General features: G+C 65.2%; 18 protein-coding genes. 10 read left to right on the top strand and 8 right to left on the bottom strand.

Features of this window, described 5'->3' with window-relative positions; all coding sequences use genetic code 11:
• Nucleotides 1-167 precede the first annotated feature (167 nt).
• The 6 genes from araD to RM96_RS04515 all read left to right on the top strand — a co-directional run bounded on the left by araD (nt 168) and on the right by RM96_RS04515 (nt 6,805).
• Nucleotides 168-1,907 (top strand): L-arabinonate dehydratase, encoded by a 1,740-nt coding sequence (araD, locus tag RM96_RS04540; protein ID WP_193752387.1) that lies wholly within the window; start codon nt 168-170, stop codon nt 1,905-1,907.
• Between the two features lie 27 nt (nt 1,908-1,934).
• The gene (locus tag RM96_RS04535; RefSeq protein ID WP_039008126.1) at nt 1,935-2,654 is read left to right on the top strand and encodes a ribonuclease activity regulator RraA; all 720 of its coding nucleotides are present in this window, start codon (nt 1,935-1,937) and stop codon (nt 2,652-2,654) included.
• Between the two features lie 72 nt (nt 2,655-2,726).
• Complete coding sequence (locus tag RM96_RS04530) at nt 2,727-3,728, top strand: Bug family tripartite tricarboxylate transporter substrate binding protein (protein ID WP_039008124.1); 1,002 nt, start codon at nt 2,727-2,729, stop codon at nt 3,726-3,728.
• A 63-nt stretch (nt 3,729-3,791) separates the two neighbouring features.
• On the top strand, nt 3,792-4,796 hold the full coding sequence (locus tag RM96_RS04525; protein ID WP_052279321.1) for a tripartite tricarboxylate transporter substrate binding protein: 1,005 nt from the start codon (nt 3,792-3,794) through the stop codon (nt 4,794-4,796).
• A 32-nt stretch (nt 4,797-4,828) separates the two neighbouring features.
• Nucleotides 4,829-5,833, top strand: a complete 1,005-nt coding sequence (locus RM96_RS04520) for a Bug family tripartite tricarboxylate transporter substrate binding protein (RefSeq protein ID WP_039008122.1) — start codon at nt 4,829-4,831, stop codon at nt 5,831-5,833.
• Between the two features lie 33 nt (nt 5,834-5,866).
• On the top strand, nt 5,867-6,805 hold the full coding sequence (locus RM96_RS04515) for a 2-hydroxyacid dehydrogenase (protein ID WP_039008120.1): 939 nt from the start codon (nt 5,867-5,869) through the stop codon (nt 6,803-6,805).
• On the opposite strand, the gene RM96_RS04510 is transcribed toward RM96_RS04515, so the two are convergent.
• From RM96_RS04510 to RM96_RS04495, 4 genes are all read right to left on the bottom strand, one after another.
• On the bottom strand, nt 6,802-7,893 hold the full coding sequence (locus RM96_RS04510) for an IS630 family transposase (protein ID WP_039008119.1): 1,092 nt from the start codon (nt 7,891-7,893) through the stop codon (nt 6,802-6,804). The two genes, RM96_RS04515 and RM96_RS04510, sit on opposite strands and share 4 nt — an antisense overlap.
• Before the next feature lie 154 nt (nt 7,894-8,047).
• A complete protein-coding gene (locus RM96_RS04505; RefSeq protein ID WP_039008116.1) occupies nt 8,048-11,683 on the bottom strand; it encodes a hydantoinase B/oxoprolinase family protein in 3,636 nt (1,211 codons plus the stop codon).
• Nucleotides 11,684-11,701: 18 nt separating this feature from the next.
• Entirely contained in the window at nt 11,702-13,006 is a 1,305-nt protein-coding gene (locus tag RM96_RS04500) for an MFS transporter (RefSeq protein WP_039008114.1), read from the bottom strand.
• A 69-nt stretch (nt 13,007-13,075) separates the two neighbouring features.
• A complete protein-coding gene (locus RM96_RS04495; RefSeq protein ID WP_039008113.1) occupies nt 13,076-13,849 on the bottom strand; it encodes a putative hydro-lyase in 774 nt (257 codons plus the stop codon).
• A gap of 157 nt (nt 13,850-14,006) precedes the next feature.
• Between RM96_RS04495 and RM96_RS04490 the strand changes: the two genes are divergently transcribed.
• A complete protein-coding gene (locus tag RM96_RS04490; RefSeq protein ID WP_039008111.1) occupies nt 14,007-14,942 on the top strand; it encodes a LysR family transcriptional regulator in 936 nt (311 codons plus the stop codon).
• 58 nt (nt 14,943-15,000) lie between these two features.
• On the opposite strand, the gene glnA is transcribed toward RM96_RS04490, so the two are convergent.
• Nucleotides 15,001-16,476, bottom strand: a complete 1,476-nt coding sequence (glnA, locus tag RM96_RS04485; protein WP_039008175.1) for a type I glutamate--ammonia ligase — start codon at nt 16,474-16,476, stop codon at nt 15,001-15,003.
• A gap of 243 nt (nt 16,477-16,719) precedes the next feature.
• The gene (locus RM96_RS04480; RefSeq protein WP_039008109.1) at nt 16,720-17,943 is read right to left on the bottom strand and encodes a polyhydroxyalkanoate depolymerase; all 1,224 of its coding nucleotides are present in this window, start codon (nt 17,941-17,943) and stop codon (nt 16,720-16,722) included.
• A 118-nt stretch (nt 17,944-18,061) separates the two neighbouring features.
• Here RM96_RS04480 and RM96_RS39250 point away from each other — a divergent pair, with 118 nt between their 5' ends.
• Nucleotides 18,062-18,208: a hypothetical protein gene (locus RM96_RS39250; RefSeq protein WP_193752386.1), complete on the top strand. Its 147-nt coding sequence runs from the start codon at nt 18,062-18,064 to the stop codon at nt 18,206-18,208.
• A gap of 445 nt (nt 18,209-18,653) precedes the next feature.
• Here RM96_RS39250 and RM96_RS04475 read toward each other — a convergent pair whose 3' ends face one another.
• Together RM96_RS04475 and RM96_RS04470 are read right to left on the bottom strand one after the other, a co-directional pair.
• Nucleotides 18,654-19,976: a CitMHS family transporter gene (locus RM96_RS04475; protein ID WP_039008108.1), complete on the bottom strand. Its 1,323-nt coding sequence runs from the start codon at nt 19,974-19,976 to the stop codon at nt 18,654-18,656.
• Between the two features lie 231 nt (nt 19,977-20,207).
• A complete protein-coding gene (locus RM96_RS04470) occupies nt 20,208-21,248 on the bottom strand; it encodes an isocitrate/isopropylmalate dehydrogenase family protein (RefSeq protein WP_039008106.1) in 1,041 nt (346 codons plus the stop codon).
• Nucleotides 21,249-21,675: 427 nt separating this feature from the next.
• Between RM96_RS04470 and RM96_RS04465 the strand changes: the two genes are divergently transcribed.
• Both RM96_RS04465 and RM96_RS04460 read left to right on the top strand, forming a co-directional pair.
• Complete coding sequence (locus RM96_RS04465) at nt 21,676-22,107, top strand: DUF4440 domain-containing protein (protein WP_238587086.1); 432 nt, start codon at nt 21,676-21,678, stop codon at nt 22,105-22,107.
• Between the two features lie 168 nt (nt 22,108-22,275).
• Nucleotides 22,276-23,223: a pseudouridine-5'-phosphate glycosidase gene (locus tag RM96_RS04460; RefSeq protein WP_039008102.1), complete on the top strand. Its 948-nt coding sequence runs from the start codon at nt 22,276-22,278 to the stop codon at nt 23,221-23,223.
• The last annotated feature ends 36 nt before the right edge of the window (nt 23,224-23,259 follow it).

Raw genomic sequence — 23,259 nt, 5'->3', positions numbered from 1 at the left:
AAACCAGGGCGGGTGCCCGAACCGCCACACTGGCGGTGCTGAGACGTCCCAATTGGTGGAATTCTAAGGGATTTCACCCAAATTGACGTACTAATATATTAGTGCTTTAATGCCCATCACCAGGCCGGCCGCTCGCGGCGGGCCTCACGACCAAGGTGGAAGAGACAATGATGGCTCGCAAGAAGACGCCGGACGCGCTGCGCAGCGCGCGCTGGTTCGCCCCCGATGACCTCCGCTCGTCGGGCCATCGGTCCCGCATCATGCAGATGGGCTACTCGCCAGGCGAGTGGATGGGCAAGCCGCTCATCGCCATCATCAATACGTGGTCGGATATCAATCCCTGCCACGCCCACTTCAAGCAGCGCGTCGACGACGTCAAGCGCGGCATCCTGCAGGCGGGTGGCTTTCCCATCGAACTGCCGGCGATCTCGCTGTCGGAAAGCTCGGTCAAGCCGACCACCATGCTCTATCGCAACTTCCTCGCGATGGAGACCGAAGAACTGATCCGCTCCCATCCCATCGACGGTGCCGTGCTGATGGGCGGCTGCGACAAGACCACGCCGGGCCTGCTGATGGGCGCCACCAGCGCGGGCGTGCCGGCCATCTTCGTGCCGGCCGGCCCGATGCTGCGCGGCAACTACAAGGGCAACGTACTGGGCTCCGGCTCGGACGCCTGGAAGTACTGGGACGAACGCCGCGCGGGCAATATCAGCCAGGCGGAGTGGACTGGCATCGAAGGCGGCATCGCGCGCAGCCACGGCACCTGCATGACGATGGGCACGGCCAGCACCATGACCGCCATCGCCGAAGCGATCGGCATGACGCTACCCGGCGCGTCCTCGATCCCGGCCGCCGATGCCAATCACATCCGCATGTGTTCCGAGGCCGGCCGCCGCATCGTCGACATGGTGTGGGAAGACCTGACGCCGCAGCGCATCCAGTCGCGCCAGTCGTACGAGAACGCCATCGCGGTGGCCATGGCGATGGGCTGTTCCACCAACGCGATCATCCATGTCATCGCCATGGCGCGGCGCGCCGGCCATGACATCGGCCTGGAGGATTTCGACGCTGCCAGCCGGCGCGTGCCGGTGATCGCCAATATCCGGCCCAGTGGCGACAAATACCTGATGGAGGACTTCTTCTACGCGGGCGGCCTGCCGGCGCTGATGAACCGCATCGGCGACCGGCTGCACCTCGACGCGATGACCATCACCGGCCGCACGCTGGGCGAGAGCATCGCCGGGGTCGAGGTCTATAACGACGACGTCATCCGCACGCCGGAGAACGCGCTCTACCAGGAAGGCGCGCTGGCCGTACTCAAGGGCAACATCGCGCCCGACGGCTGCGTGATCAAGCCCAGCGCCTGCGAGAAGCGGTTCTTCAAACACACCGGGCCAGCGCTGGTGTTCGATGACTATCCGTCGATGAAGGAAGCCGTGGAGCGCGACGACCTCGACGTCACCGCCGACCACGTGCTGATCCTGCGCAACGCCGGTCCGCAGGGCGGGCCCGGCATGCCGGAGTGGGGCATGCTGCCGATCCCGAAGAAGCTGGTGAAGCAGGGCGTGCGCGACATGCTGCGCATGTCCGATGCGCGCATGAGCGGCACCAGCTACGGCGCCTGCATCCTCCATGTCTCACCGGAATCGTATGTCGGCGGGCCGTTCGCGCTGGTGCGCACCGGTGACCTGATCTCGGTCGACATCGAGCGGCGTAGCATCCATCTGGAGGTGTCCGACGAAGAGCTGGCGCGCCGCCGCGAGCAATGGATGCCGCCGCCCCCGCGTTTCGAGCGCGGCTACGGCTGGATGTTCTCCCGGCATATCCGACAGGCCAATGAAGGCTGCGATTTCGATTTCCTGCAAACCGACTTCGGCGCGCCCAGCGGCGAGCCGAGCATTTACTGACGCCGCCACGCCAGACAAGGGACCACCATGACCCAACTCAGCCCCTCCGTACGGGACCAGCTCAAGACCGTCAGCACCGCGACGCTGTGCACCGCGCTGTTCAAGCGCGGCCTGCGCAACCAGTTCATCCAGGATGTGCGCCCGCTCAATCCCGAGCACGCCAACATGGTCGGCGAGGCCTTCACGCTGCGCTACATTCCCGCGCGCGAGGACCTCAACCCCATCACGGTGTTCCAGAATCCCGCGCATCCGCAGCGGCAGGCCATCGAGCAATGTCCGCCGGGCGCGGTGCTGGTGATCGACAGCCGCAAGGATCCTCGCGCGGCCTCGGCAGGCTCGATCCTGGTCACGCGCCTGATGCAGCGCGGGGGCGCCGGCATCGTCACCGACGGCGGCTTCCGCGATTCACCCGAGATTGCCCGGCTGGCCATGCCCGCCTACCACAACCGCCCGTCGGCGCCGACCAATCTCACGCTGCACCAGGCGCTGGAATTCAACGTGCCGATCGGCTGCGGCGATGTGGCGGTCTTCCCCGGCGACGTGGTGGTCGGCGACAGCGAGGGCGTGATCATCATCCCGGCCCACCTTGCCGAAGAGATCGCTGCCGAGGCGGTGGAAATGACCGCGTTCGAAGATTTCGTCACCGAGGAGGTGAACAAGGGCCGCTCCATCATCGGCCTCTATCCGCCCACCAGCGAGCAGGCCCGCGAAGACTTCGCGGCGTGGCGCAAGGCCACGGGCCGCTAGCCGGACCCTGACGCCGCCCACGCCAACGACTACAAATACAGGCCGGCATGACCGGCCATGGCAGGAGACAACATGATGCAACGCATTGCCCTCGCGGGGCGCGGGGCCCGGACCCTGGCCGCGTGGCTGGCCCTCGGCATCGGTGCCGTCTGCGCACCGGCCCATGCCGGGGACAAATGGCCGTCGCGCCCGATCACCTGGGTCGTGCCGTTCGCGGCTGGCGGCTCGACCGACATCGTCGCGCGCACCATCGGCCAGGAAGTGTCGCGCGCCCTCGGGCAACCGGTGGTGGTGGAGAACCGGCCCGGCGCGGCCGGCGCCGTGGGCGCGGCCTATGTGGCCCGAGCCAAGGCGGACGGCTATACGCTCTTCGGCGGCACCATCAGCACCCACGCCATCAACGCCAGCCTGTACAAAAACCTGTCGTACGACCCGGTCAAGGATTTCGAGCCGGTCAGCCTGGTCGGCTACGTGCCGAACGTGCTGATGGTGAACGCGGACCTGCCGGTCAACAACGTGCAGGAGCTGATCGCCTACGCGAAGAAGAAAAACGGCCTCGGTTTCGCCTCCTCCGGTGCGGGCACGTCGACCCACCTGGCCGGCGAACTGTTCGCGGACCTGATCCACGTGCCGATGACCCACGTGCCATACAAGGGCAGCCCGCAGGCCGTGCAGGACGTGGCCGCGGGGCTGGTGCCGTTCCTGTTCGACCAGCTGACTGCGGGCGACGCCATGATCAAGGCCGGCAAGCTGCGCCCGCTGGCGGTGACCTCGCCGAAGCGCTCGGCGCTGCTGCCCAATGTGCCGACGATGGCCGAGGCGGGCGTCAGTGGTTTCGAGATGGTTTCCTGGCAGGCGCTTTACGCACCGCGCGGCACGCCGAAGGACGTGGTGCAACGGCTCAACGCCGAAGTGGTGCGGGCGCTGAGGCAGCCCGCCGTGCAGCAGCGGCTGACGCAGCAGCTCGGCATGGAAGTCGTGGGCAGCTCGCCCGCCGAGTTGTCGGCGCTGATGGACAAGGAGATCCCGCGCTGGGCTGCGCTGGTGAAGAAGTCCGGCGCGCGCGTCGAGTAAGCAGGCAGGGAAGGGGCGGCCCGACATGCCGCCATTCGCCAGATGGTTAAGGCAGGAGACACCATGAACACCACGCTTCGTTCCATCGCGCCGGGATACTACCGGCTTGCCGCCGGCCTCGCCGCGGCAGCGCTCGTCCTCACGCTGGCGCCCGCCGGCGCCCGAGCACAGAGCTATCCCAGCAAACCGATCACCATCGTCGTGCCCGCTTCGCCGGGCGGCGCCATCGACCTGGTGGCGCGGCTGGTCGGCCAGAAGCTGACCGCGGCCTGGGGCCAGTCGGTGGTCGTGGACAACCGCAGCGGCGCGACTGGCATCGTCGGCACCGACCTGGTGGCGAAGGCCGCCCCTGACGGCTACACGCTGGCGCTGGTGGCGAGCAGCCATGCCATCAATCCGAGCATGGTCCGCAAGCTGCCGTTCGATACGGTGAAAAGCTTCGAGCCGGTCGTGCTGACGCACATCGTGCCGCTGATGCTGGTGGTCTCGCCGTCGGTTCCCGCGATATCGGTCAAGGACCTGATCGCCTATGGCAGGGCGCATCCCGGCGAGCTGTCGTTCGCGTCGAGCGGATCGGGCGGGGCGCCGCATTTCTCCGGCGAACTGTTCAAGAGCATGGCCGGCATCGACATGGTCCACGTGCCTTACAAGGGCAGCACGCTGGCGCACCCGGACCTGACCAGCGGGCGCGTTTCGCTGATGTTTGACACCGTGGCCGCGATCGGTCCGCAGGTGAAGGCCGGCAAGGTGAGGGCGCTGGCCGTCACCACAACGAAGCGCGCGGCGATCGCGCCGCAGGTGCCCACCATGGCCGAAGCCGGCCTGCCGGGCTATGACACCAGTACCTGGGGTGGTGTCCTGGCACCGGCCGGCACGCCCAGGGCGGTGATCGACAAGCTCAACGCCGCCATCAACCAGGCCCTGGCCGCGCCGGACATGCGCGAACGTCTGCTGGCGGCGGGCATCGAGCCCGCGGGTGGCAGCCCCGCCGAGTTTGCCGGCTTCATCCAGTCCGAGATGGTGAAGTGGGCCAAGGTGGCCAGGAACGCCGGCATCCAGCCGGAATGACACCACACAACACGAAAGACACAGAGACAGCCATGCCACAACGCAATCCAACCCACGGCGGCCGGCGCAGCGTCCTGCTGGCCCTTTGCCTCGCGGCAGCACCGCTGCTGGCGCCCGCCGCGCAGGCACAGACTGCCGCCGGATGGCCGGCGCGGCCGGTCACGATCATCCTGCCGTTCACGCCGGGCGGCGGCACCGACATTGCCACTCGGCTGGTCGCGCAGCGCCTGTCGCAGCTGTGGGGGCAGCCGGTGCTGGTGGACAATCGGCCGGGCGCGGCAGGCAACGTCGGCCTGGAGCTGGCGGCGCGCGCGAAGCCGGATGGCTATACGCTGGTGGCGGGCAATGTCGGCACGCAGTCGATCAACCCCACGCTGTACACCAAGCTCAGCTATGACCCCAACCGCCTTGTGCCTGTGACCGAAATGGCCGAGCTGCCGTTCGCGCTGGTCGTCACGCCCAAGCTGCCGGCCAGGACCGCGAAGGAACTGGTGGCACTGGCCAGGGCGCAGCCGGGCAAGCTGTCATTCGCCAGCTCGGGTACCGGCGGCTCGCCGCACCTGTCGGGCGAGATCTTCAAGGCCGCCACCGGCACCGACATGCTGCACGTGCCCTACAAGGGGGGCGGCGCCGCCATGACCGACCTGATGGCCGGCAACGTCGACATGCTGTTCGCCTCGGTGCTGGAGACGGCGGGTCACGTCAAGGCCGGCAAGCTGCGCGCGCTGGCGGTGACAGGCAAGGTGCGCTCGCCGGCCTTGCCTGAGGTGCCCACGCTGACCGAGGCGGGGATATCCGGCGCGGAATCCGGCTCGTGGGTAGGGCTGCTCGCTCCGGCCGGCACGCCCCGGGATATCGTCGACAAGATTGCCGCGGGCGTGAAGCAGGTGGTGGCGCTGCCCGAAGTCCGCCAGCAACTGGTCGACCAGGGTGCGATTCCCGTCGGTAGCACCCCGCAGCAGTTTGGCGAGCTGATCACCACCGACCGCAAGCGCTACGCAAAAATCATTGTCGACAATAAGCTGCGCGCCGACTGACGCGCACGGCTGTCTCTTCAAAGGACTCATCGCATGAAACCCCGCCTGCTGCAGCATGGCCGCCTGCCGGAAGCCATCGAAGCGCGTCTTGCCGAACACTATGACGTCCACCCGTTCTGGACGGAGTCCGACCCCGCCGGCTTCCTGTCCCGCCACGGTAGCGAGTTCACTGCCCTGACCACGCGCGCCGCGATCGGGGCCGACGCCGTGCTGCTGGCTGCCTTGCCGGCACTGCGCGTGATCTCCAGCTTCGGCGTGGGCCTGGACAAGCTCGATCTCGAGACCGCGCGCAGCCGCGGCATTGCCGTGGGCTACACCCCCGACGTGCTGAACGACTGTGTCGCCGATACCGCTTTCGCGCTGCTGATGGATGTGTCGCGCAAGATCAGCGCCGCGGACCGCTTCGTGCGCCGGGGCGAATGGCCCAGGGGGCAGTTTCCGCTGGCCACGCGCGTGAGCGGCAAGCGCCTCGGCATCATCGGCATGGGGCGCATCGGGCGCGTGATCGCGCACCGTTCCGCGGGTTTCGACATGGAGGTCCGCTATCACAGCCGCAACCGGTCCGACGATGCGCCTTACGCCTACGAGCCTTCGCTGGAGGCCCTGGCGCGCTGGGCCGACTACCTGGTCATCGCCACCGCCGGCGGCCCGTCGACACGCCACCTGGTATCCGCCGCCGTCCTCGACGCATTGGGGCCGCAAGGCTTCCTGATCAATATCGCGCGCGGCACGGTGGTGGACGAGGCGGCGCTCGTCGATGCGCTGGTCCACCAGCGCATCGCGGGGGCCGGACTGGATGTCTTCGAGGATGAACCGAACGTGCCCGAGGCGCTGTTCGGCCTGGACAATGTCGTCCTCCTGCCGCATATCGCCAGCGCCACGCACGAGACGCGCCAGGCGATGGCGGAACTGGTGTTCGAGAACTTGCAGCAGTTCTTTGCTACCGGGGCAGTCAGGAAGTCTGCGATCTAGTGTCCTGTTCCGCTGATTCGTTCGCAAAGTCTCTTCAGCTTGGCGAGAATCGAATCCGCGGTGGCCGTCCAGTTGAATGGCTTGCAATTCTGGTTGTAGTGAGCGACGAAGTGATCGATTTTTTGCACAAGCTCCTTGACCGAGGTGAAGGAGCCACGACGGATGGCCTTGTCGGTGATGATCGAGAAGAAGCGTTCGACCTGATTCAACCAGGAACTGTAGGTGGGGATGAAATGCATGTGCCAGCGCGGACGGGCTGCCAGCCACGCCTTGACTTTGGGGTGCTTATGGCTGCTGTAGTTATCCACGATGCAATGCACATCGAGTTCGGCGGGAACAGCCTTGTCGATCGAACGCAAGAAGGCGAGGAACTCTTGATGCCGATGACGCGGCTTGCACTCGGCCAGCACCGCACCGTTGAGCACGTTCAGTGCGGCAAACAGAGTCGTCGTGCCGTGACGGACATAGTCGTGGGTGACACCCTCGACATAGCCCAGGCCCATGGGCAGCATCGGCTGAGTGCGCTCCAGTGCCTGGCACTGGCTCTTCTCATCCACGCACAGCACCAACGCGTTCTCGGGCGGGTTCAGGTACAGACCCACCACGTCGCGCAGCTTCTCGATGAAGAACGCGTCAATGGACAACTTGAAGGTCTCGCTACGATGCGGTTGCAGCCCCAACAGCTTGAAATAGCGGTGCACGCTGGTAGGCGAAATAGATGTCTCGGCCGCCACCGCCCGCACACTCCAGTGTGTCGAGCCGCCCGCGGGCTTCGTATGCAGCGTCGTCTTGATGAGTTCCGCCACGCGCTCGTCGTCTATTGTGCGTGGCTTGCCCGGGCGCAGTTCGTCGTACAGGCCATTGATGCGCCGTTCAAGGAACCGAGCGCGCCACTTACCCACTGTGGCACGCGTGAGTTGCAGCCGTTTGGCGATCTCGCTGTTGGGCTCGCCTGTAGCCGCCGCCAAAACGATGCGCGCTCGTGTCACCAGCGCAGCCGGGATAGCGCGCGAACGCGCCATCGAGGTAAGTTGCGACTGTTCGTCTTGGCTCAACATCAGTTCTACCTTCGGTCGGCCCATTGGCATGCTGGTATCTCCCGTTCCGTTGATACCAACATCCTATGCAAACATAGATCAGTTAACAACGGAACAGGACACCAGCTTCGGAAGTCCAAAATGGCGCTGGCGGATTGACTCCGGGCAGCGCCATTAGCCACCATCCGGGCGGGCGCGTGGCGGACTATGGCTGATCCACCAGCGGCACTCCGTAGCCACCGCCTCCCGGCGTTTCGATGACGAACGTATCGCCGGCCCGCAGTTCCACCGTGGCGGCGTAGCCGAGCGGTTCCTGGCTGCCGTCGACCCGTTCCACCCAGTTGCGTCCGAGCGCGCCGGCTTCGCCGCCCGCCATGCCAAATGGCGCGACGAGCCGGTTGTTGGCGAGGATCGACGCGGTCATCGGTTCCAGGAAGCGGATCCGGCGAATACCACCGTCGCCGCCGCGCCATTTCCCCTGTCCGCCCGACCCATGGCGGATGCGGTAGCTGTCCAGGCGCACCGGGTAGCGCCACTCCAGCACCTCGGGGTCCGTCAGGCGCGAATTGGTCATATGCGCCTGGACCACGCTGGCACCATCGAATCCATCGCCGGCGCCGAGGCCGCCGGAGATGGTCTCGTAGTACTGGTAGCGGCTGTTGCCGAAGGTGAAGTTGTTCATGGTGCCCTGGCTCGACGCCAGTTTTCCAAGCGCGCCATACAGCGCATTGGTGATGCACATCGACGTCTCGACATTGCCGGCCACGACCGCCGCCGGGTACACCGGGTTGAGCATGGACCCTTCCGGCACGATCACTTCCAGCGGCTTGAGGCAGCCGGCGTTCAGCGGAATGTCGTCGTGCACCAGGGTACGGAACACGTACAACACCGCCGCCATCGAGATCGCCTTGGGCGCGTTGTAGTTGCTCGGCAGTTGCGATGACGTGCCGGTAAAGTCGATCACCGCGCTGCGCGCGGCCTGGTCCACGCGGATGCCGACTTCGATCACGGCGCCGTTGTCCATCCTGTAGCTGAAGGCGCCATCCGACAGTGCGCTGATCACCCGGCGCACCGACTCCTCGGCATTGTCCTGGACGTGCCGCATATAGGCCATCACCACTTCGAGCCCGAAGTGCTCGACCATCTTGCGCAGCTCCTGCGCACCCTTTTCATTGGCTGCGACCTGTGCGCGCAAGTCCGCGATGTTCTGCTGCGGGTTGCGCGAGGGGTAGGTGGCGGATAGCAGCAGCTCGATGGTTTCACGCTCGCGCATGCGTCCATCCTCCACCAGCTTCCAGTTGCTGATGCGCACCCCTTCCTCGTCGACGGTGCTGGAGTTGGGTGGCACCGACCCGGGCGTGATGCCGCCCACGTCGGCATGGTGGCCGCGCGAGCCCACGTAGAACAGGATGCGCTGGCCGGGGGCATCGAACACCGGCGTGACCACGGTGATATCCGGCAGGTGCGTGCCGCCGTGGTAGGGGTCGTTCAGCGCGTAGACGTCGCCGGGCTGCATCCTGCCAGCATTGGCTGTCATCACGGACTTGATGGATTCGCCCATGGAGCCCAGGTGCACCGGCATGTGGGGCGCGTTGGCGATCAGGTTGCCGTCGGCATCGAAGATCGCGCAGGAGAAATCGAGCCGCTCCTTGATATTGACCGAGTGGGCCGTGTTCTGGAGGCGCAGGCCCATCTGCTCGGCAATGCTCATGAACAGGTTGTTGAAGACCTCCAGCATGACCGGATCGGCACCGGTGCCGATGGCGCGGCGCGGCGGCAGCTTTTCGATGCGCGCGAGCACGAGATGATTGAGCGGCGTCACCTCGGCCTGCCAGCCGGCTTCCACGACGGTGGTGGCGACGGGCTCGGCGATGATGGCCGGCCCGCGGATGATATCGCCGGGCCGGGTGTCTTCGCGGCGGAACAGGCCCGTGTCGCGCCATTCGCCGCCACTGAACATGCGCACGGTGTCGGCTGGCTGCAGTACGCCGGTACGTGCCGGCAACTCGGCGAAAGCCTCCTGCGGGGCGTCAGACACGCCCAGCACCTCGACCGAGATGGCTTCGGCCACCAGTGCCTTGTCCGGCATCAGGAAGGCGTAGCGCTGGCGGTAGGCGGCCTCGAACGCGGCGCGCATGGTGGCGACGTCGCCGAAGGGCACGAGCAGTGCATTGTCGGTGCCCTGGTAGCGCAGGTGCACGTGGCGCAGCGTCTCGATGCGGCTGGCGGCCACGCCCTGGCGCAACAGCTCGTTGGTCCCGTGTTGCGCCAGCTTGTCGAGCCGGGCGGCCAGTTCGGGCAGGGCATCGTCCGACAGGACCAGCTCGACCGACTCCTCGCGCATCACGCTCTGGTTGGCCAGTCCCATGCCATAGGCCGACAGCACGCCGGCCAGCGGATGCGCGAACACGCTGCGCATGCCGAGCCCGTCGGCCACCAGGCAGGCGTGCTGGCCGCCGGCGCCGCCGAAGGTGGTCAGCACGTATCCGGTCACATCGTGGCCGCGTTGCACCGAGATCTGCTTGATTGCATTGGCCATATTGCCGACGGCGATCTCGATAAAGCCCTCGGCGACCTGCTCGGGCGTGCGCCGGTTGCCGGTGGCCTGGAAGATGTCCTCTGCCAGCGCGGTGAACTTCTCGCGGACGATGTCGGCGTCCAGCGGCTGGTCGGCGTGCAGGCCGAATACCCTGGGGAAGAACGCCGGCTGGATCTTGCCCAGCATCACGTTGCAATCGGTCACCGTGAGCGGGCCGCCGCGCCGGTAGCTGGCGGGGCCGGGATTGGCGCCGGCCGAGTCGGGACCCACCCGCAGGCGCGTGCCATCGAAATGGAGGATCGAGCCGCCGCCCGCTGCCACGGTGTGGATGCTCATCATCGGCGCGCGCATCCGCACGCCGGCCACCTGGGTTTCGAACTCGCGCTCGAACTCGCCGGCATAGTGCGACACGTCGGTCGAGGTGCCGCCCATGTCAAAGCCAATCAGCCGCCCGAAGCCGGCGAGCTGGCCGGTGCGCGCAAGGCCGACAATGCCGCCGGCAGGGCCGGACAGGATTGCGTCCTTTCCCTGGAAGCGATGCGCGTCGGTCAGGCCGCCGCTCGACTGCATGAACTGCAGGTTGACGCCGGGCATCTCGGCGGCCACCTGCTCGACATAGCGGCGCAGGATGGGCGACAGATAGGCGTCCACCACGGTCGTGTCGCCGCGCGACGCCAGCTTCATCATCGGGCTGGCCTCGTGCGAGGTGCTGACCTGGGTGAAGCCGGTCTCGCGGGCCAGGCGCGCAACCGCCTGCTCGTGGGCGTGGTGGCGGTAGCCATGCATCAGGACAATGGCGACCGAGCGGAAGCCTTCGCGATAGACCGCTTGCAGGTCGGCACGCACTTGCTCTTCGTCGAGCGGGGTGACCAGCTCGCCGTGCGCGCCGATGCGCTCATCGACCTCCACCACCTTCGTGTACAGCAGCTCGGGCAGGATGACTTCCAGGTCGAACAGGCGCGGCCGGCTCTGGTAGGCAATGCGCAGCGCGTCGCCAAAGCCCCGGGTGATGAACAGCGCGGTCGCTTCGCCCTTGCGTTCGAGCAGGGCGTTGGTGGCCACGGTAGTCCCCATCTTGACCGCTTCGACCTGGTCCGGCGTGATGGGCTCGCCATCCTTCAGGCCGAGCAGGTGGCGGATGCCGGCCACCGCCGCGTCCTTGTATTGCTCCGGGTTCTCCGACAGCAGCTTGTGCGTGACCAGGGTATTGTCGGGGCGCCTGGCCACGATATCGGTAAAGGTGCCGCCGCGGTCGATCCAGAACTGCCAGCGGTTGACTTGGTTTGGCGTGATGTCTTGCATGTTGGTTCTGTCCACGGATCAGGATTCGAGTTGTTTGCCGCGCGTCTCCGGCAGCGTCAGGGCGGCGAGGATCAGCACGCCGTAGGCGGCAGCGGCGAACACGCCAATGGTGCGGCCCAGCGACATTTGCTGGCTGACCAGGCCGATCAGGAACGGGAACAGGGCACCGACGGCACGGCCGACGTTGTAGCAAAAGCCCTGGCCGGACCCGCGCACCCGCGTCGGGAACAGCTCGGTCAGGAAGGCGCCCATCCCGCTGAAGATGCCGGAAGCGAAGAAGCCGAGCGGGAAGCCAAGGAACAGCATGGCGGTGTCGTCCACGACCACGTTGGTGTACGTCAGCGCGATGGTCAGGGCACCCAGCGCGAACAGGATGAAGTTGTTCTTGCGGCCGATCTTGTCGGTCAGCACGGCGCTGCTCAGGTAGCCGGCATAGGAGCCCGCGATCACCATGGCCAGGTAGCCGCCGGTGCCAAGCACGGTCAGGTGGCGCTCGGTCGCAAGGAAGGTCGGCAGCCAGGTGGTGATGGCGTAGTAGCCGCCCTGTGCGCCAGTGGTAAGGAGCGAAGCACGCAGCGTGACGCTGATCAGGTCCCGGGAAAAGATGTCGGTGAAGCGCGCGCCATGAGGGGCGGTGGATTCGCGCGCCTTCTGTTGTTGATAGATCTCCGGGTCATCCACGAAGCGCCGGATGACGATGACGAAGATCGCGGGCAGCACGCCGATGATAAACAGCGCGCGCCAGGCAAGCTCGGCGGGCAGCAGCGAGAACACCACCGCGAACAGCAGCGCCGACAGGCCCCAGCCCAGCGCCCAGCCTGCCTGTACCATGCCCACGGCCTTGCCGCGATCCCTGGCGCGGATGATCTCGCCCATCAGCACCGCACCCGCGGTCCACTCGCCGCCAAAGCCGAAGCCCATCAGCGCACGCGCCGCCAGCAGTTGCCCGAAATTCTGGGCAAGGCCGCACAGCAGCGTGAAGAAGGCGAACCACAGGATGGTGAGTTGCAGGGTCTTCACGCGGCCGATCTTGTCCGACAGGATGCCGGCTACCCAGCCGCCGACAGCGGATGCCAGCAGGGTGGCGGTGCCGATCAGCCCGGCGTCGCCCTTGGTGATGCCCCAGGTCGCGATCAGCGTCGGAATCACGAAGCTGAGGAACTGGGTATCCATCGCGTCGAGCGCATAGCCGACCTTGCAGCTCCAGAAGGTGCGCTTTTCCTGCCGGGTTAGCGGGTGGTACCAGGAGAAGAACCCGCCGCGGGGTTCCATGGCCGCGTCGGCGGGCTTGCTTGAGGTAGTCATCAGTGTCTCCGTTGTCATTGACAAGCTTCTTTTTCGGCGCGGTTCTTGATGCCGCGCTCTGCGTTCACGCCTGTCGGCTGTCGATGCTCAGAAAGCCGCCAGGGTGTCGTTCGGAATGTCGGTGATCAGCATGTGCCCGGGCTTGTGGGCGATGGCGACAGGCAGCCGGGCACTGCGAATCGCTTCCTGCGGGGTGACCCCGCAGGCCCAGAACACCGGGATCTCGTCCGGCAGGATCTCGACCGCTTCGCCGTAGTCCGGACGCTGCAGGTCAGCGATGCCAATCAGTGCCGGGTCGCCGAGATGAACCGGTGAGCCATGCACGGCAGGAAAGCGGCTGGTGATCTGGATGGCGCGGATCGCGTCGGCGGCCTTCAGCGGCCGCATCGACACCACCATCTGGCCGCCAAACGGTCCGGCCGCCTGATTGGCGATATTGGTGCGGTACATCGCCACGTTCTTGCGCTGCGCGATGTGCCGCAGCGCGATGCCCGCCCGCAGCAACATCTGCTCGAACGAGAACGAGCAGCCGATCGCAAACGCCACCAGATCGTCCCGCCACACGTCGGCCAGGGATGGCAGTTCCTGCGCCAGTTCGCCGTCGCGGTAGAGGTAGTAGCCCGGCACGTCGCGGCGGATGTCGAGGTCGGCGCCGAGCGCGGGGATCGCCCACTGTCCGGGCTCGCCTACGGCCAGCAACGGGCAGGCCTTCGGGTTGAGGACGCAGAAGCGCAGGAAGTCGCTGGCCACGGCTTCCGGCAGGATGGCCAGATTGGCCTGGGCGAAGTCGCCGCAGAAGCCTGCCGTGGACGCGCGGAAGCTGCCTGCGCGGACCGTGCGGCGGAATTCGGAAGGGGTCATGGCTGGTCTCGTGGATGAATGGCAGTGATCGCTGTACACAAGATATGGCGAAGTAAAAATTAACGCTATCGACTTTTTATGGCCATGGTCGTATAGAATTTATTAACAGCCCAGCGCCCAATTCCCGCCTTCGCCACCTTTGTACTGCACCGCCGCAATGAACATCCGCTTCCTGGAAACCCTCGTCACACTGGCGCAACTGAAGAACTTTCGCGCCACTGCGCGAGCCTTGCATGCCACGCCCGCGGCAATTTCGCTCCGGATCCGGAACCTGGAAGATGAGCTGGGCACGGAACTGGTAGACCGGAACGCCAGCGAATTCCGCCTGACCCCTAACGGCGAATACCTGCTGGGCTATGCCAAGGCCGTGGTCGCCGCCGCCCGCAACCTGCAGGCCGCCGCGCAGAAGGAGAATCCGATCCAGGGCCGGCTACGCCTGGGGGTAATCGAAACGGTGGTCCACAGCTGGCTGTCGCACTTCATCAAGCTGCTGAGCACGCACTACCCGCAGGTGGAGCTCGAGCTCACGGTGGAGATGAGTACGGTATTGCAGAAGCGCCTGCTGAACGACGAACTGGACCTGATCGTGCGCGTGGAAGGGATCGATCATCCCGAGATCGTCTCGACGGCGCTGGCAATCTACCCGGTGCAGTGGATTGCGCACAAGGACCTGTTGCCGCCCGGTCCGAGGGGACTGGCCAGGCAGGTGCTGCAACACCCGATCCTGACCTTTGCGCGCGGAACGGCGCCGCAGCGCGCGCTGGAAGAGATCGTCGCCAACCTCGCCAACCAGGAGAGCATCCCGGTGGCGCAGACACGCATCACCTGCTCGCCCTCGGTCGCCGCCATCGTGCGCCTGATCAAGGACGGCTACGGCATTGCCGCGATCCCGAGCCTCTTCGTCACCGATTACCTGGAGAGTGGCGAGTTCGTCGAGCTTGCTTCGCTCCCGCCGCTGCCCGCGATCATCGTGACCCTGTGCCACCACGCCCAGGCCGAAGTGCTGACCCATGCCGCGGCCAAGGTGATGAAGCAGGCGTGCTCCGAGTTTGGCAAGGAGATCAGCCAGAGCTTTATCGGCGTGCTGTGTTGACTGCGAGGAAAAAGCCGCTGCAGTGTATACACAGCGGGCACCGTTGACAGCGCGATGATCAAATATCGAAGTAGAGTTGGAATTCCCACGGATGCGGCCGCAGCTTCAAGGTATCGATCTCGTGCGTGCGCTTGTAGTCAATCCAGGTGCTGATCAGGTCTTCCGTGAAGACATCTCCCTTGCGCAGGAACGCTGAGTCGGATTCCAGCGCGGCTAACGACGCTTCGAGGGAACCCGGAACCTGTCGGATGCCGGCGGCTTCCTCCGGCGGCAGGTCATAGATGTTCTTGTCGAGCGGGGCGCCGGGGTCCGTGTGATTTTCGATGCCGTCCAGGCCGGCGAGCAGCATTGCCGAGAAGGCGAGGTAGGCATTGGCGGATGGGTCAGGGCAGCGAAATTCAACGCGCCTGGCACTTGGGGAATCCGAAACCATTGGAATCCTGGCCGCGGCGGATCGGTTGCGCTGCGACATGGCCAGGTTGACCGGTGCCTCGTATCCAGGCACCAGCCGCTTGTAGGAGTTTGTACTCGGTGCGCAGAACGCCATCAGGGCGGGCGCATGACTGAGCAAGCCGCCGATGTACCAGCGGCACATCTGGGAGGTCTGCGCCCAACCGTTGGCGTCATAGAAGAGGTTCTCGCTGCCGCGCCAGAGGCTCTGGTGGCAATGCATGCCGCTCGCGTTGTCGCCGAACAGGGGCTTGGGCATGAACGTGGCGACCTTGCCGTGGCGGCGCGCCACGTTCTTGCAGATGTACTTGTACATCATCACGTTGTCAGCCATGCGTGCCAGCGGTGCAAAGCGCATGTCGATTTCATTCTGGCCCGCCGTGGCGACCTCATGGTGATGCACTTCGACCTGGATGCCCGCCTGCATCAGCGCGAGTACGATTTCGGAGCGGATGTCCTGCAGCGTATCGCTTGGCGGCACGGGAAAGTATCCGCCCTTGTATCGCTGCTTGTAGCCAAGGTTGCCGCCGCCAAAGGCGCCTTCGTCACGGCCCGAGGTCCATTCGCCTTCGGCGGATTCGACATGGTAGTAGCCTGCGTGCTGGTCCTGGCCGAAGCGGATGGAGTCGAAAATGAAGAACTCCAGTTCGGGGCCAACGTAGCAAACCGTGGCAAGACCGGTTTGCTGGAGGTACTGCTCCGCCTTGCGTGCAATGTAGCGCGGATCGCGCGAATACGGCTGGTGCAGGACCGGGTCCAGCACGTCGCAGATCAGCACCAGCGTTGGCGCCGTGCAAAACGGATCGATGAATGCCGTGGCCGGGTCAGGCCTGACCAGCATGTCGGACTCGTGAATTTCCTGGAACCCGCGAATGGAAGATCCGTCGAAGCCGATGCCGGCCGAGAACAAATCGTCGTTGATTTCCGGCAGCGTGATCGAGAAGTGCTGCCAGACTCCGGGCAAGTCGGTAAACCTGAGGTCAACGACCTGGATCGCGTGCTTCCTGATCAGGTCGATGACTTCACCGGGATTTTTCGGCGGCGCAAATTGATAGCTGCCGGGTTCTATCGAGACCATGCTCATGACTGCCTCCGTCGTCTGGCCCGCGGCATAGTCCAACATTAGCCCGTCAATTTCCGAATGCAAAGTGCGTCACCGATCCGTTGCTGCCTTCGCGAAGCGGCTTTATGCAGCGAAATACGGTTCTCCATCGGTAATTATCGGCAATTCACCGCGACGCCGTGACCTGGCGGCAAGTGATGTCCGGCGATCTTTTGGGAGATTGCAGCGATGGCCTGGATCGGATTGCTGGCGGCGACATGGCGCTCAGTCAGCGCACCTTTGAATGAACTGCGTGATGGCAGGCAGGATGGATTGCCGGAATCCCTGACCGGCGAACGTACCGTAGTGCCCCACGCCGTCGACGACCATGTGTGCTTTCCGGTCGGCGGCAAGGCCTGCGCAGAGCGCGTGAGCGGCTTCGGTCTGGCCGCGGCCGGTGATGTCGTCCTCGCTGCCTTCGATAGTCAGCAGTGACACGTTGGTAATGGCCTCGGGGAAGACGCGGCGCTGGCCGACTTCCATGCAGCCGCGGCACAGGTGATGCTCCAGGAAAACCTTCTGGATGGTTTCCAGGTAGTACTCGGCCGGCAGGTCGAGCACGGCGTTGTACTCGTCATAGAACTTGCGATGCCTGGCTGCCTCGTTCTGCCTGCCATCGACCAGGTGACGGTAGAAATCGAGGTGCGCACCGGCGTGGCGTGCGACGTTCATCGACACAAAGCCTGCGAGCTGGAGGAAGCCCGGATACACCCGGCGTCCTTTTCCCGGGTAGCCGCCGGGTACCTGTTCGATGACGCTTGCCTCGAACCATGACAGCGAATATTTCTGCGCGAACTGATTGACCGCCGTCGGGCTGACGCGGGTGTCGATCGGCGCGGCGATGAGGGTCATGGAGCGGGGCTGCAGCTGCTCGCCGTCCTCGGCCATCTGGGCGACGGCGCAAAGCACCGGGACCCCCGGCTGACAAACCGCCACGACATGCGTGCCGGTGCCGAGGTATCGCAAGAACTTTTTCAGGTAGTCAACATAGCAGCCAAGATCGAAGTGTCCGGCGTCAAGCGGAACAAGACGCGCATCGGCCCAGTCGGTGATGTAGACGTCATGCCCGGGCAGCAATGCCTCGACCGTTGGTCGCAGGAGGGTGGCGTAGTGCCCCGAGAGCGGAGCCACGAGCAATACCCGCGGACCGGGACCGGACATGTCCTTCCTGAAATGCAGCAGCCGGCAGAAGGGCTCCTCGATAAGCGTTGTCTCGGTTACGGCCACCCGTTGCCCGCACACGATGACTTCGTCGATCTCGAAGCGAGGTTTTCCGTAGGCCTTGGTCAGCCGGGTGAACAACTCAAGCGCGGCGTCGGCCTCGCGGACCCCGGGAAGCCACGCGACGGACTCGCCCCAGAAACTGACGGCACGATTACCTGCCTCGATCATCGCCCCGAGCGGTCCAAAGGACTGCTGCGTGAGTTCCCGCAGAGCATAGAGCGCCATGGAGATTCCCGCCTCTTGAATGGAATAGGGTTGGTGCGTCGCGTCGACGCACGAACCGGCAAAGCGGGCAGAAGCCTGTGCTCTTTACCGGTGCTGCGCGAGGAGGGCTTCAGCGCATATGGCGCGCCCGACAGCCGCACGGCCGGGCTCGCGCAAGGTGGGCGGGCGGGCGACAGGCTTCTGCCGCGGGACCGTCAGCGGGAAGGTGGCGCTGGTGCGCCGGGAAGTGCCGCGCGCGGCTCAGGTGTCTTCGGTGTCGGATTGACTGACTGCGGGAAGCGCCGGTATTGCCGTGGCGGCCGTTGCGGCCGGACAGATGTGCGCGGCCCAAATCGCACGCGGATCGGCTGGAATGCTGCATGACGCCCCCTACCACTCAATGCCGCCAGCACTGCATCGCAATGCCAGCGGAACAACGTGCAATCAAGTTACACGATTTACATTCAGTAACACATTCGATCTAACCCTAGTGCAACGGTTTGCATGCGCTGGTCGCAATGAAGGTTGTACGGCTGGTGTAACCGATGCGAATGTCGGGTTAGATGCGGGTGAAATGTGATGTGCTGCCTCCATCATCACGAAGGCAGTCGAAACATCTGCTCAGCAAGTTGTAAATCTTTGAAAGCTTTCGGACGGATCCCGGCAGGCTGATGTGGGCGACCCGTCTCCCTGTGCCCCGCCGGAGAGCCGCCGGCCCCGATTCCGCTCTGTCAGGCAATCCGGCCAATGATGGGAATCACACCGAAGGCAACGGTAGCCAGCATCATGACCACCGCCGCCGACAGCGCCCAGAGCAGCGTATAGCGTTGGTGATCGCCAAACTCAACCTCGGCCAGACCGACCAGCAGATAGGTCGATGCGACCAGGGGGCTCAGCAGATGAACCTGCTGCCCGATCAGCGATGCGCGTCCGATCTCCGCCGCCCCAATGCCATAAACGGCGGCGGCCTTGGCCAGGATCGGCAGGATGCCGAAGTAGAACGCGTCGTTCGAGACAAAGAACGTGAACGGAATGCTCAGCACCCCGGTCACCAGGGCCATGTATGGGCCCATCCAGCCCGGCACGGCGCCGATGACGCTGTGTGCGATCGCGTCGACCATCTTCGTGCCCGACAGGATGCCGACGAAAATGCCGGCGGCGAAGATCAGCGAGACGACCGGCACGATGTTGGCCGCATGCGCGCTGATCCGCTCCTTCTGTTCGTGCAGGCTCGGGTAGTTGACCATCAGCGCGATGGCGGATGCGACGATGAACAGCGCAGGCAGGGGAAACGTCCCGAGAATCAGCAGCACCATCAGGCCGATGGTCAGCAGGAAGTTGAACCACAGCAGCTTCGGCCTGGCGATCAGCGGATCGCCGGCGGCAACCTCGGGCACGGTATGGCCGTCGTGGCCGGACCCGGCGCTCATCAGGGCGATGGTGCCGAGCCGGTTGCGTTCGCGGCGGCCTAGCAGGAATGCCACGAACAGGCCCCACATGCCGGTGACAATCATCGGCAGGATCATCGGCACGAAGAGCGACCCCACGTCCACGCCCAGCGCGCTGGCGGCACGCGCGGTCGGGCCGCCCCAGGGCAGGATGTTCATCAGCCCGCCCGCCATCATGATCACGCAGGCCAGCACAAGCCGGCTGATGCCCAGCCGCTTGTAGAGCGGGAGCATCGCGGCGCAGGTGATCATATAGGTGGTCGAGCCGTCGCCGTCGAGCGACACGAGCGCGGCCAGCACGAAGGTGCCCATGATGATCTTGACCGGATCGCCGCCCACCACCTTCAGGATCACGCGCACCACCGGATCGAACAGGCCGGCATCGATCATCACGCCGAAATACAGGATGGCGAACATCAGCATCACGCCGGTCGGCGCCAGCTTCTTGACGCCGTCCAGCATCATCGGGCCCAGTTCCGGGCCGAAACCGCCGATTGCGCCGAACGCAATCGGAACGAGGATCAGCGCCACCATGGCGGAGAGTCGCTTGGTCATGATCAGTGCCATGAACACGATCACCATCGAATAGGCAAGCAGGGTCAACATCTTTTTTCTGTATCTCTTTGCCGCCCGGCCACGTGGGGCGCCTGGGGGCGGGTGGTTGTGCGTCCGTCCGGGGCACGAAGTTAAAGGCAAGGCCGATCCCGCCGGCACGTCAGGGCGTGCCGGGTATGGATTGACCGTGGAGGAGGGAGCCTTGTGCGCGGGCCTATGCGGGCCGCGCCGGCAAGCGTTGTCGCGCGGCGCGGCAGGCGCCGCCTGCCGCGCACGCGTGGGTCAGCTGGCGGAAACGATGCGCTTCACTACCGCGTCTGCAAATTGCAGCGTGGAGGCCGAACCGTTGAGGTCGCCGGTCTTCACCTGGTCCTGGCTGAGCGTCAGCTCGATCGCCGAGCGCAGCCGCGTGGCCAGGTCCTGGCGGCCCACGTGGTCAAGCATCAGGCCGGCGGCCAGCATCAGCGAGATCGGGTTGGCAATGCCCTTGCCGGCGATATCGGGCGCAGAGCCGTGCACTGCCTCGAAGATCGCGGCCTGGTCGCCGATGTTCGCGCCCGGCGCCATGCCCAGCCCGCCAACCAGCCCGGCGATCTGGTCCGACAGGATGTCGCCGAACAGGTTGGTACAGAGCAGCATGTCGAACCGCCATGGGTTCAGCACGAGCTGCATGGCGCAGGCGTCGACAATGATGTCGTCCATGTCCACGCGGCCGGCGTAGTCCTTGGCCACCTCACGTGCCGCTTCCAGGAAGATGCCGGTGAGCGCCTTCAGGATATTGGCCTTGTGCACTACCGTAATCTTCTTGCGGCCGTTCCTGACGGCGTACTCGAAGGCGAAGCGGGCAATGCGCCGGCAGGCGTCGCGCGTGTTGGTGCCGGTGGACACCGCCACCGCATGCGGGTCGTCGCCAACCGGAATGTAATAGTCGTGCGCCACATAGAAGCCGCCGACGTTCTCGCGCACCAGCACCAGGTCGATATTCTCGAAGCGGCCCGGCACCAGCGTGCGGGCCGGGCGCACATTGGCATAGAGGTTGAATGCCTCGCGCAGGCGCACATTGACCGAGCGGAAGCCGCCGCCCACCGGCGTGGTCAGCGGCCCCTTCAGGGCGAGGCCGGTGCGGCGGATGCTGTCCAGCGTCTCTTCCGGCATGGGGTCGCCGGCGTATTCGATACCGGCCATGCCCGCCTGCCGGACATCCCAGGCAAACGGGGCGCCAAGCGCCTCCAGCACCCTGACGGTGGCGTCCACCACTTCGGGACCAATCCCGTCGCCGGGGATCAGCGTGGCCGGGATCTGTTCGCGTGCACCGTTTTCCATTTGCTTTCCTGTCGTGAAGTAAGCGTTTCGCCGGCTGGCCATTACGCCGGGGCCAGCGAGGCCCTGTTTCTCGTGCCGGGGAGGGCGCCAACGCCGGATTTCGACATGCGTCGGCGATCCGGCTAACCAGGGGCCAGATTCTAGGCGGGTAGGCTGTCAGCAAACTGTCAATGTGGCTACCGGGGCATCGGGGTTTACGCGGAGGGCGACGCAGTTTTACCGTTGCGACCGCCTGCAACCGGCGTCAGGTTACGTTCGGCAAAGCCGCCATGTGCAGACGCGCCGGAAGGGGGCGGAGATTGGCTAACGCTTGCTGGATGAACCATACTTCAGCCGGTGTACCCTGGCTCGCAAACCTAACCTGAGGAACTCTGCCATGAAGCTACTTCGCATTGCTGCCCTGACCTTCGTGCTCGCGGGATGTGCCATGAACCAGGGCACGCCCGGCAATGCGCAGGCGTCGCGCACGGAAGGCTGCAAGGCGGCGTCGGAGCCGGAGATTGCGGCATTGTTTGATCGATGGAATCAGTCCCTGCAGACCGGCGATCCACACAAGGTGGTGGCCAACTATGCAGCACGGTCCATTCTTCTTCCGACGGTATCCAACAAGCCTCGCCTGACAGTCGCCGAGAAAGAGGACTACTTCCATCACTTCCTGCAAGACCGTCCGTCCGGGAAGATTGACTTTCGCAGCATTGAGCTGGGATGCAATTCCGCGGTGGATTCCGGGCTCTACACATTCACCTTCGCACGGACGGGAGCGGTCGTTAAGGCCCGCTTTACCTACACCTATCACTGGGATGGTGCGCAATGGCTGATCACAAGCCATCACTCGTCGGCCATGCCGGAGAAGATGTAGCCGAGGCGTAAGCCTCGGTGACTGAGGGTAGGGGGCTTACGGCTGTTTGCCGAACCGCTTGGGCCATTTGCGTATGCTGGGGCAAAGGGCAGAGAGTGGGCCCGGATTTTGTACTGCCCGCTTCCTGCCCATCCCTGCCTTGGCCAACTTCAGGTCGAACCCATCGACATGACTGCCGATCTTGCCCGCTCCTGGTTGACCTTCAGCAAGCCGGTGGCCGTCGCACAGGCCCTCGGCCGCCCGCTCGTGGCGCTGGAATCGACCATCATTGCGCACGGCATGCCCTATCCGGAGAACGTTCGCACAGCGCGCGAAGTGGAGGCGCTGGTCCGCGACCTGGGCGCCGAGCCTGCGACGATCGCGCTGATCGGTGGGCGAATCCGCATCGGCCTTTCGGATGACGAACTGGAACTGCTCGGCCGCTCGGGTCAGGCACAAAAGGTCAGCCGCCGCGACCTGCCGGCCGTGCTGGCCAGCGGCGGGCTCGGCGCCACGACGGTAGCCGGCACCATGATATGCGCTGCGCTGGCAGGCATCGAGGTCTTCGTCACCGGCGGCATCGGCGGCGTGCACCGGGGCGCGCAGGAGACCTTTGACATCTCGGCTGATCTGCAGGAACTGGCGAAGACCTCGGTGGCGGTGGTCTGTGCCGGTGCGAAGTCCATCCTGGATATCGGGCTCACACTGGAATACCTGGAAACACATGGCGTGCCCGTGCTCAGTTGCGAGCAAGACAATTTCGCTGCGTTCTACACGCGCGACAGCGGCTTTCGCGCCGATTTCAGGCTGGACGACGCGGCGGAGCAGGCACGCTTCATCCGCACCAAGTGGGACCTGGGTCTTGCGGGCGGCGTGGTGTTGAGCACTCCGGTGCCGGAAGCTGCTGCGATGGCGTCAGGTGAAATCGACGCGCTCACCCGGCAGGCGCTCGCCGAGGCCGCGGCGCAAGGCGTCGCCGGCAAGGCCGTGACCCCCTTCCTGCTGGCTCGCATCAAGGCGCTCACGGGCGGACGCAGCTTGGCGACCAACATCGCGCTCGTCAAACACAACGCCGAGGTGGGGGCAAGGCTGGCACTGGCGCTGGCACACGTGGGGCGCGGGGCGGGCACTGCGTAACCGCCGGAACGCCGCTATCCGCAACCCCATTCAGGT

The sequence above is a fragment of the Cupriavidus sp. IDO genome (genome assembly GCF_000812465.1).
Lineage (GTDB): Bacteria > Pseudomonadota > Gammaproteobacteria > Burkholderiales > Burkholderiaceae > Cupriavidus.
Note: the sequence above shows the minus strand (reverse complement) of the source record. Positions and strands in the feature narration are given on the sequence as shown.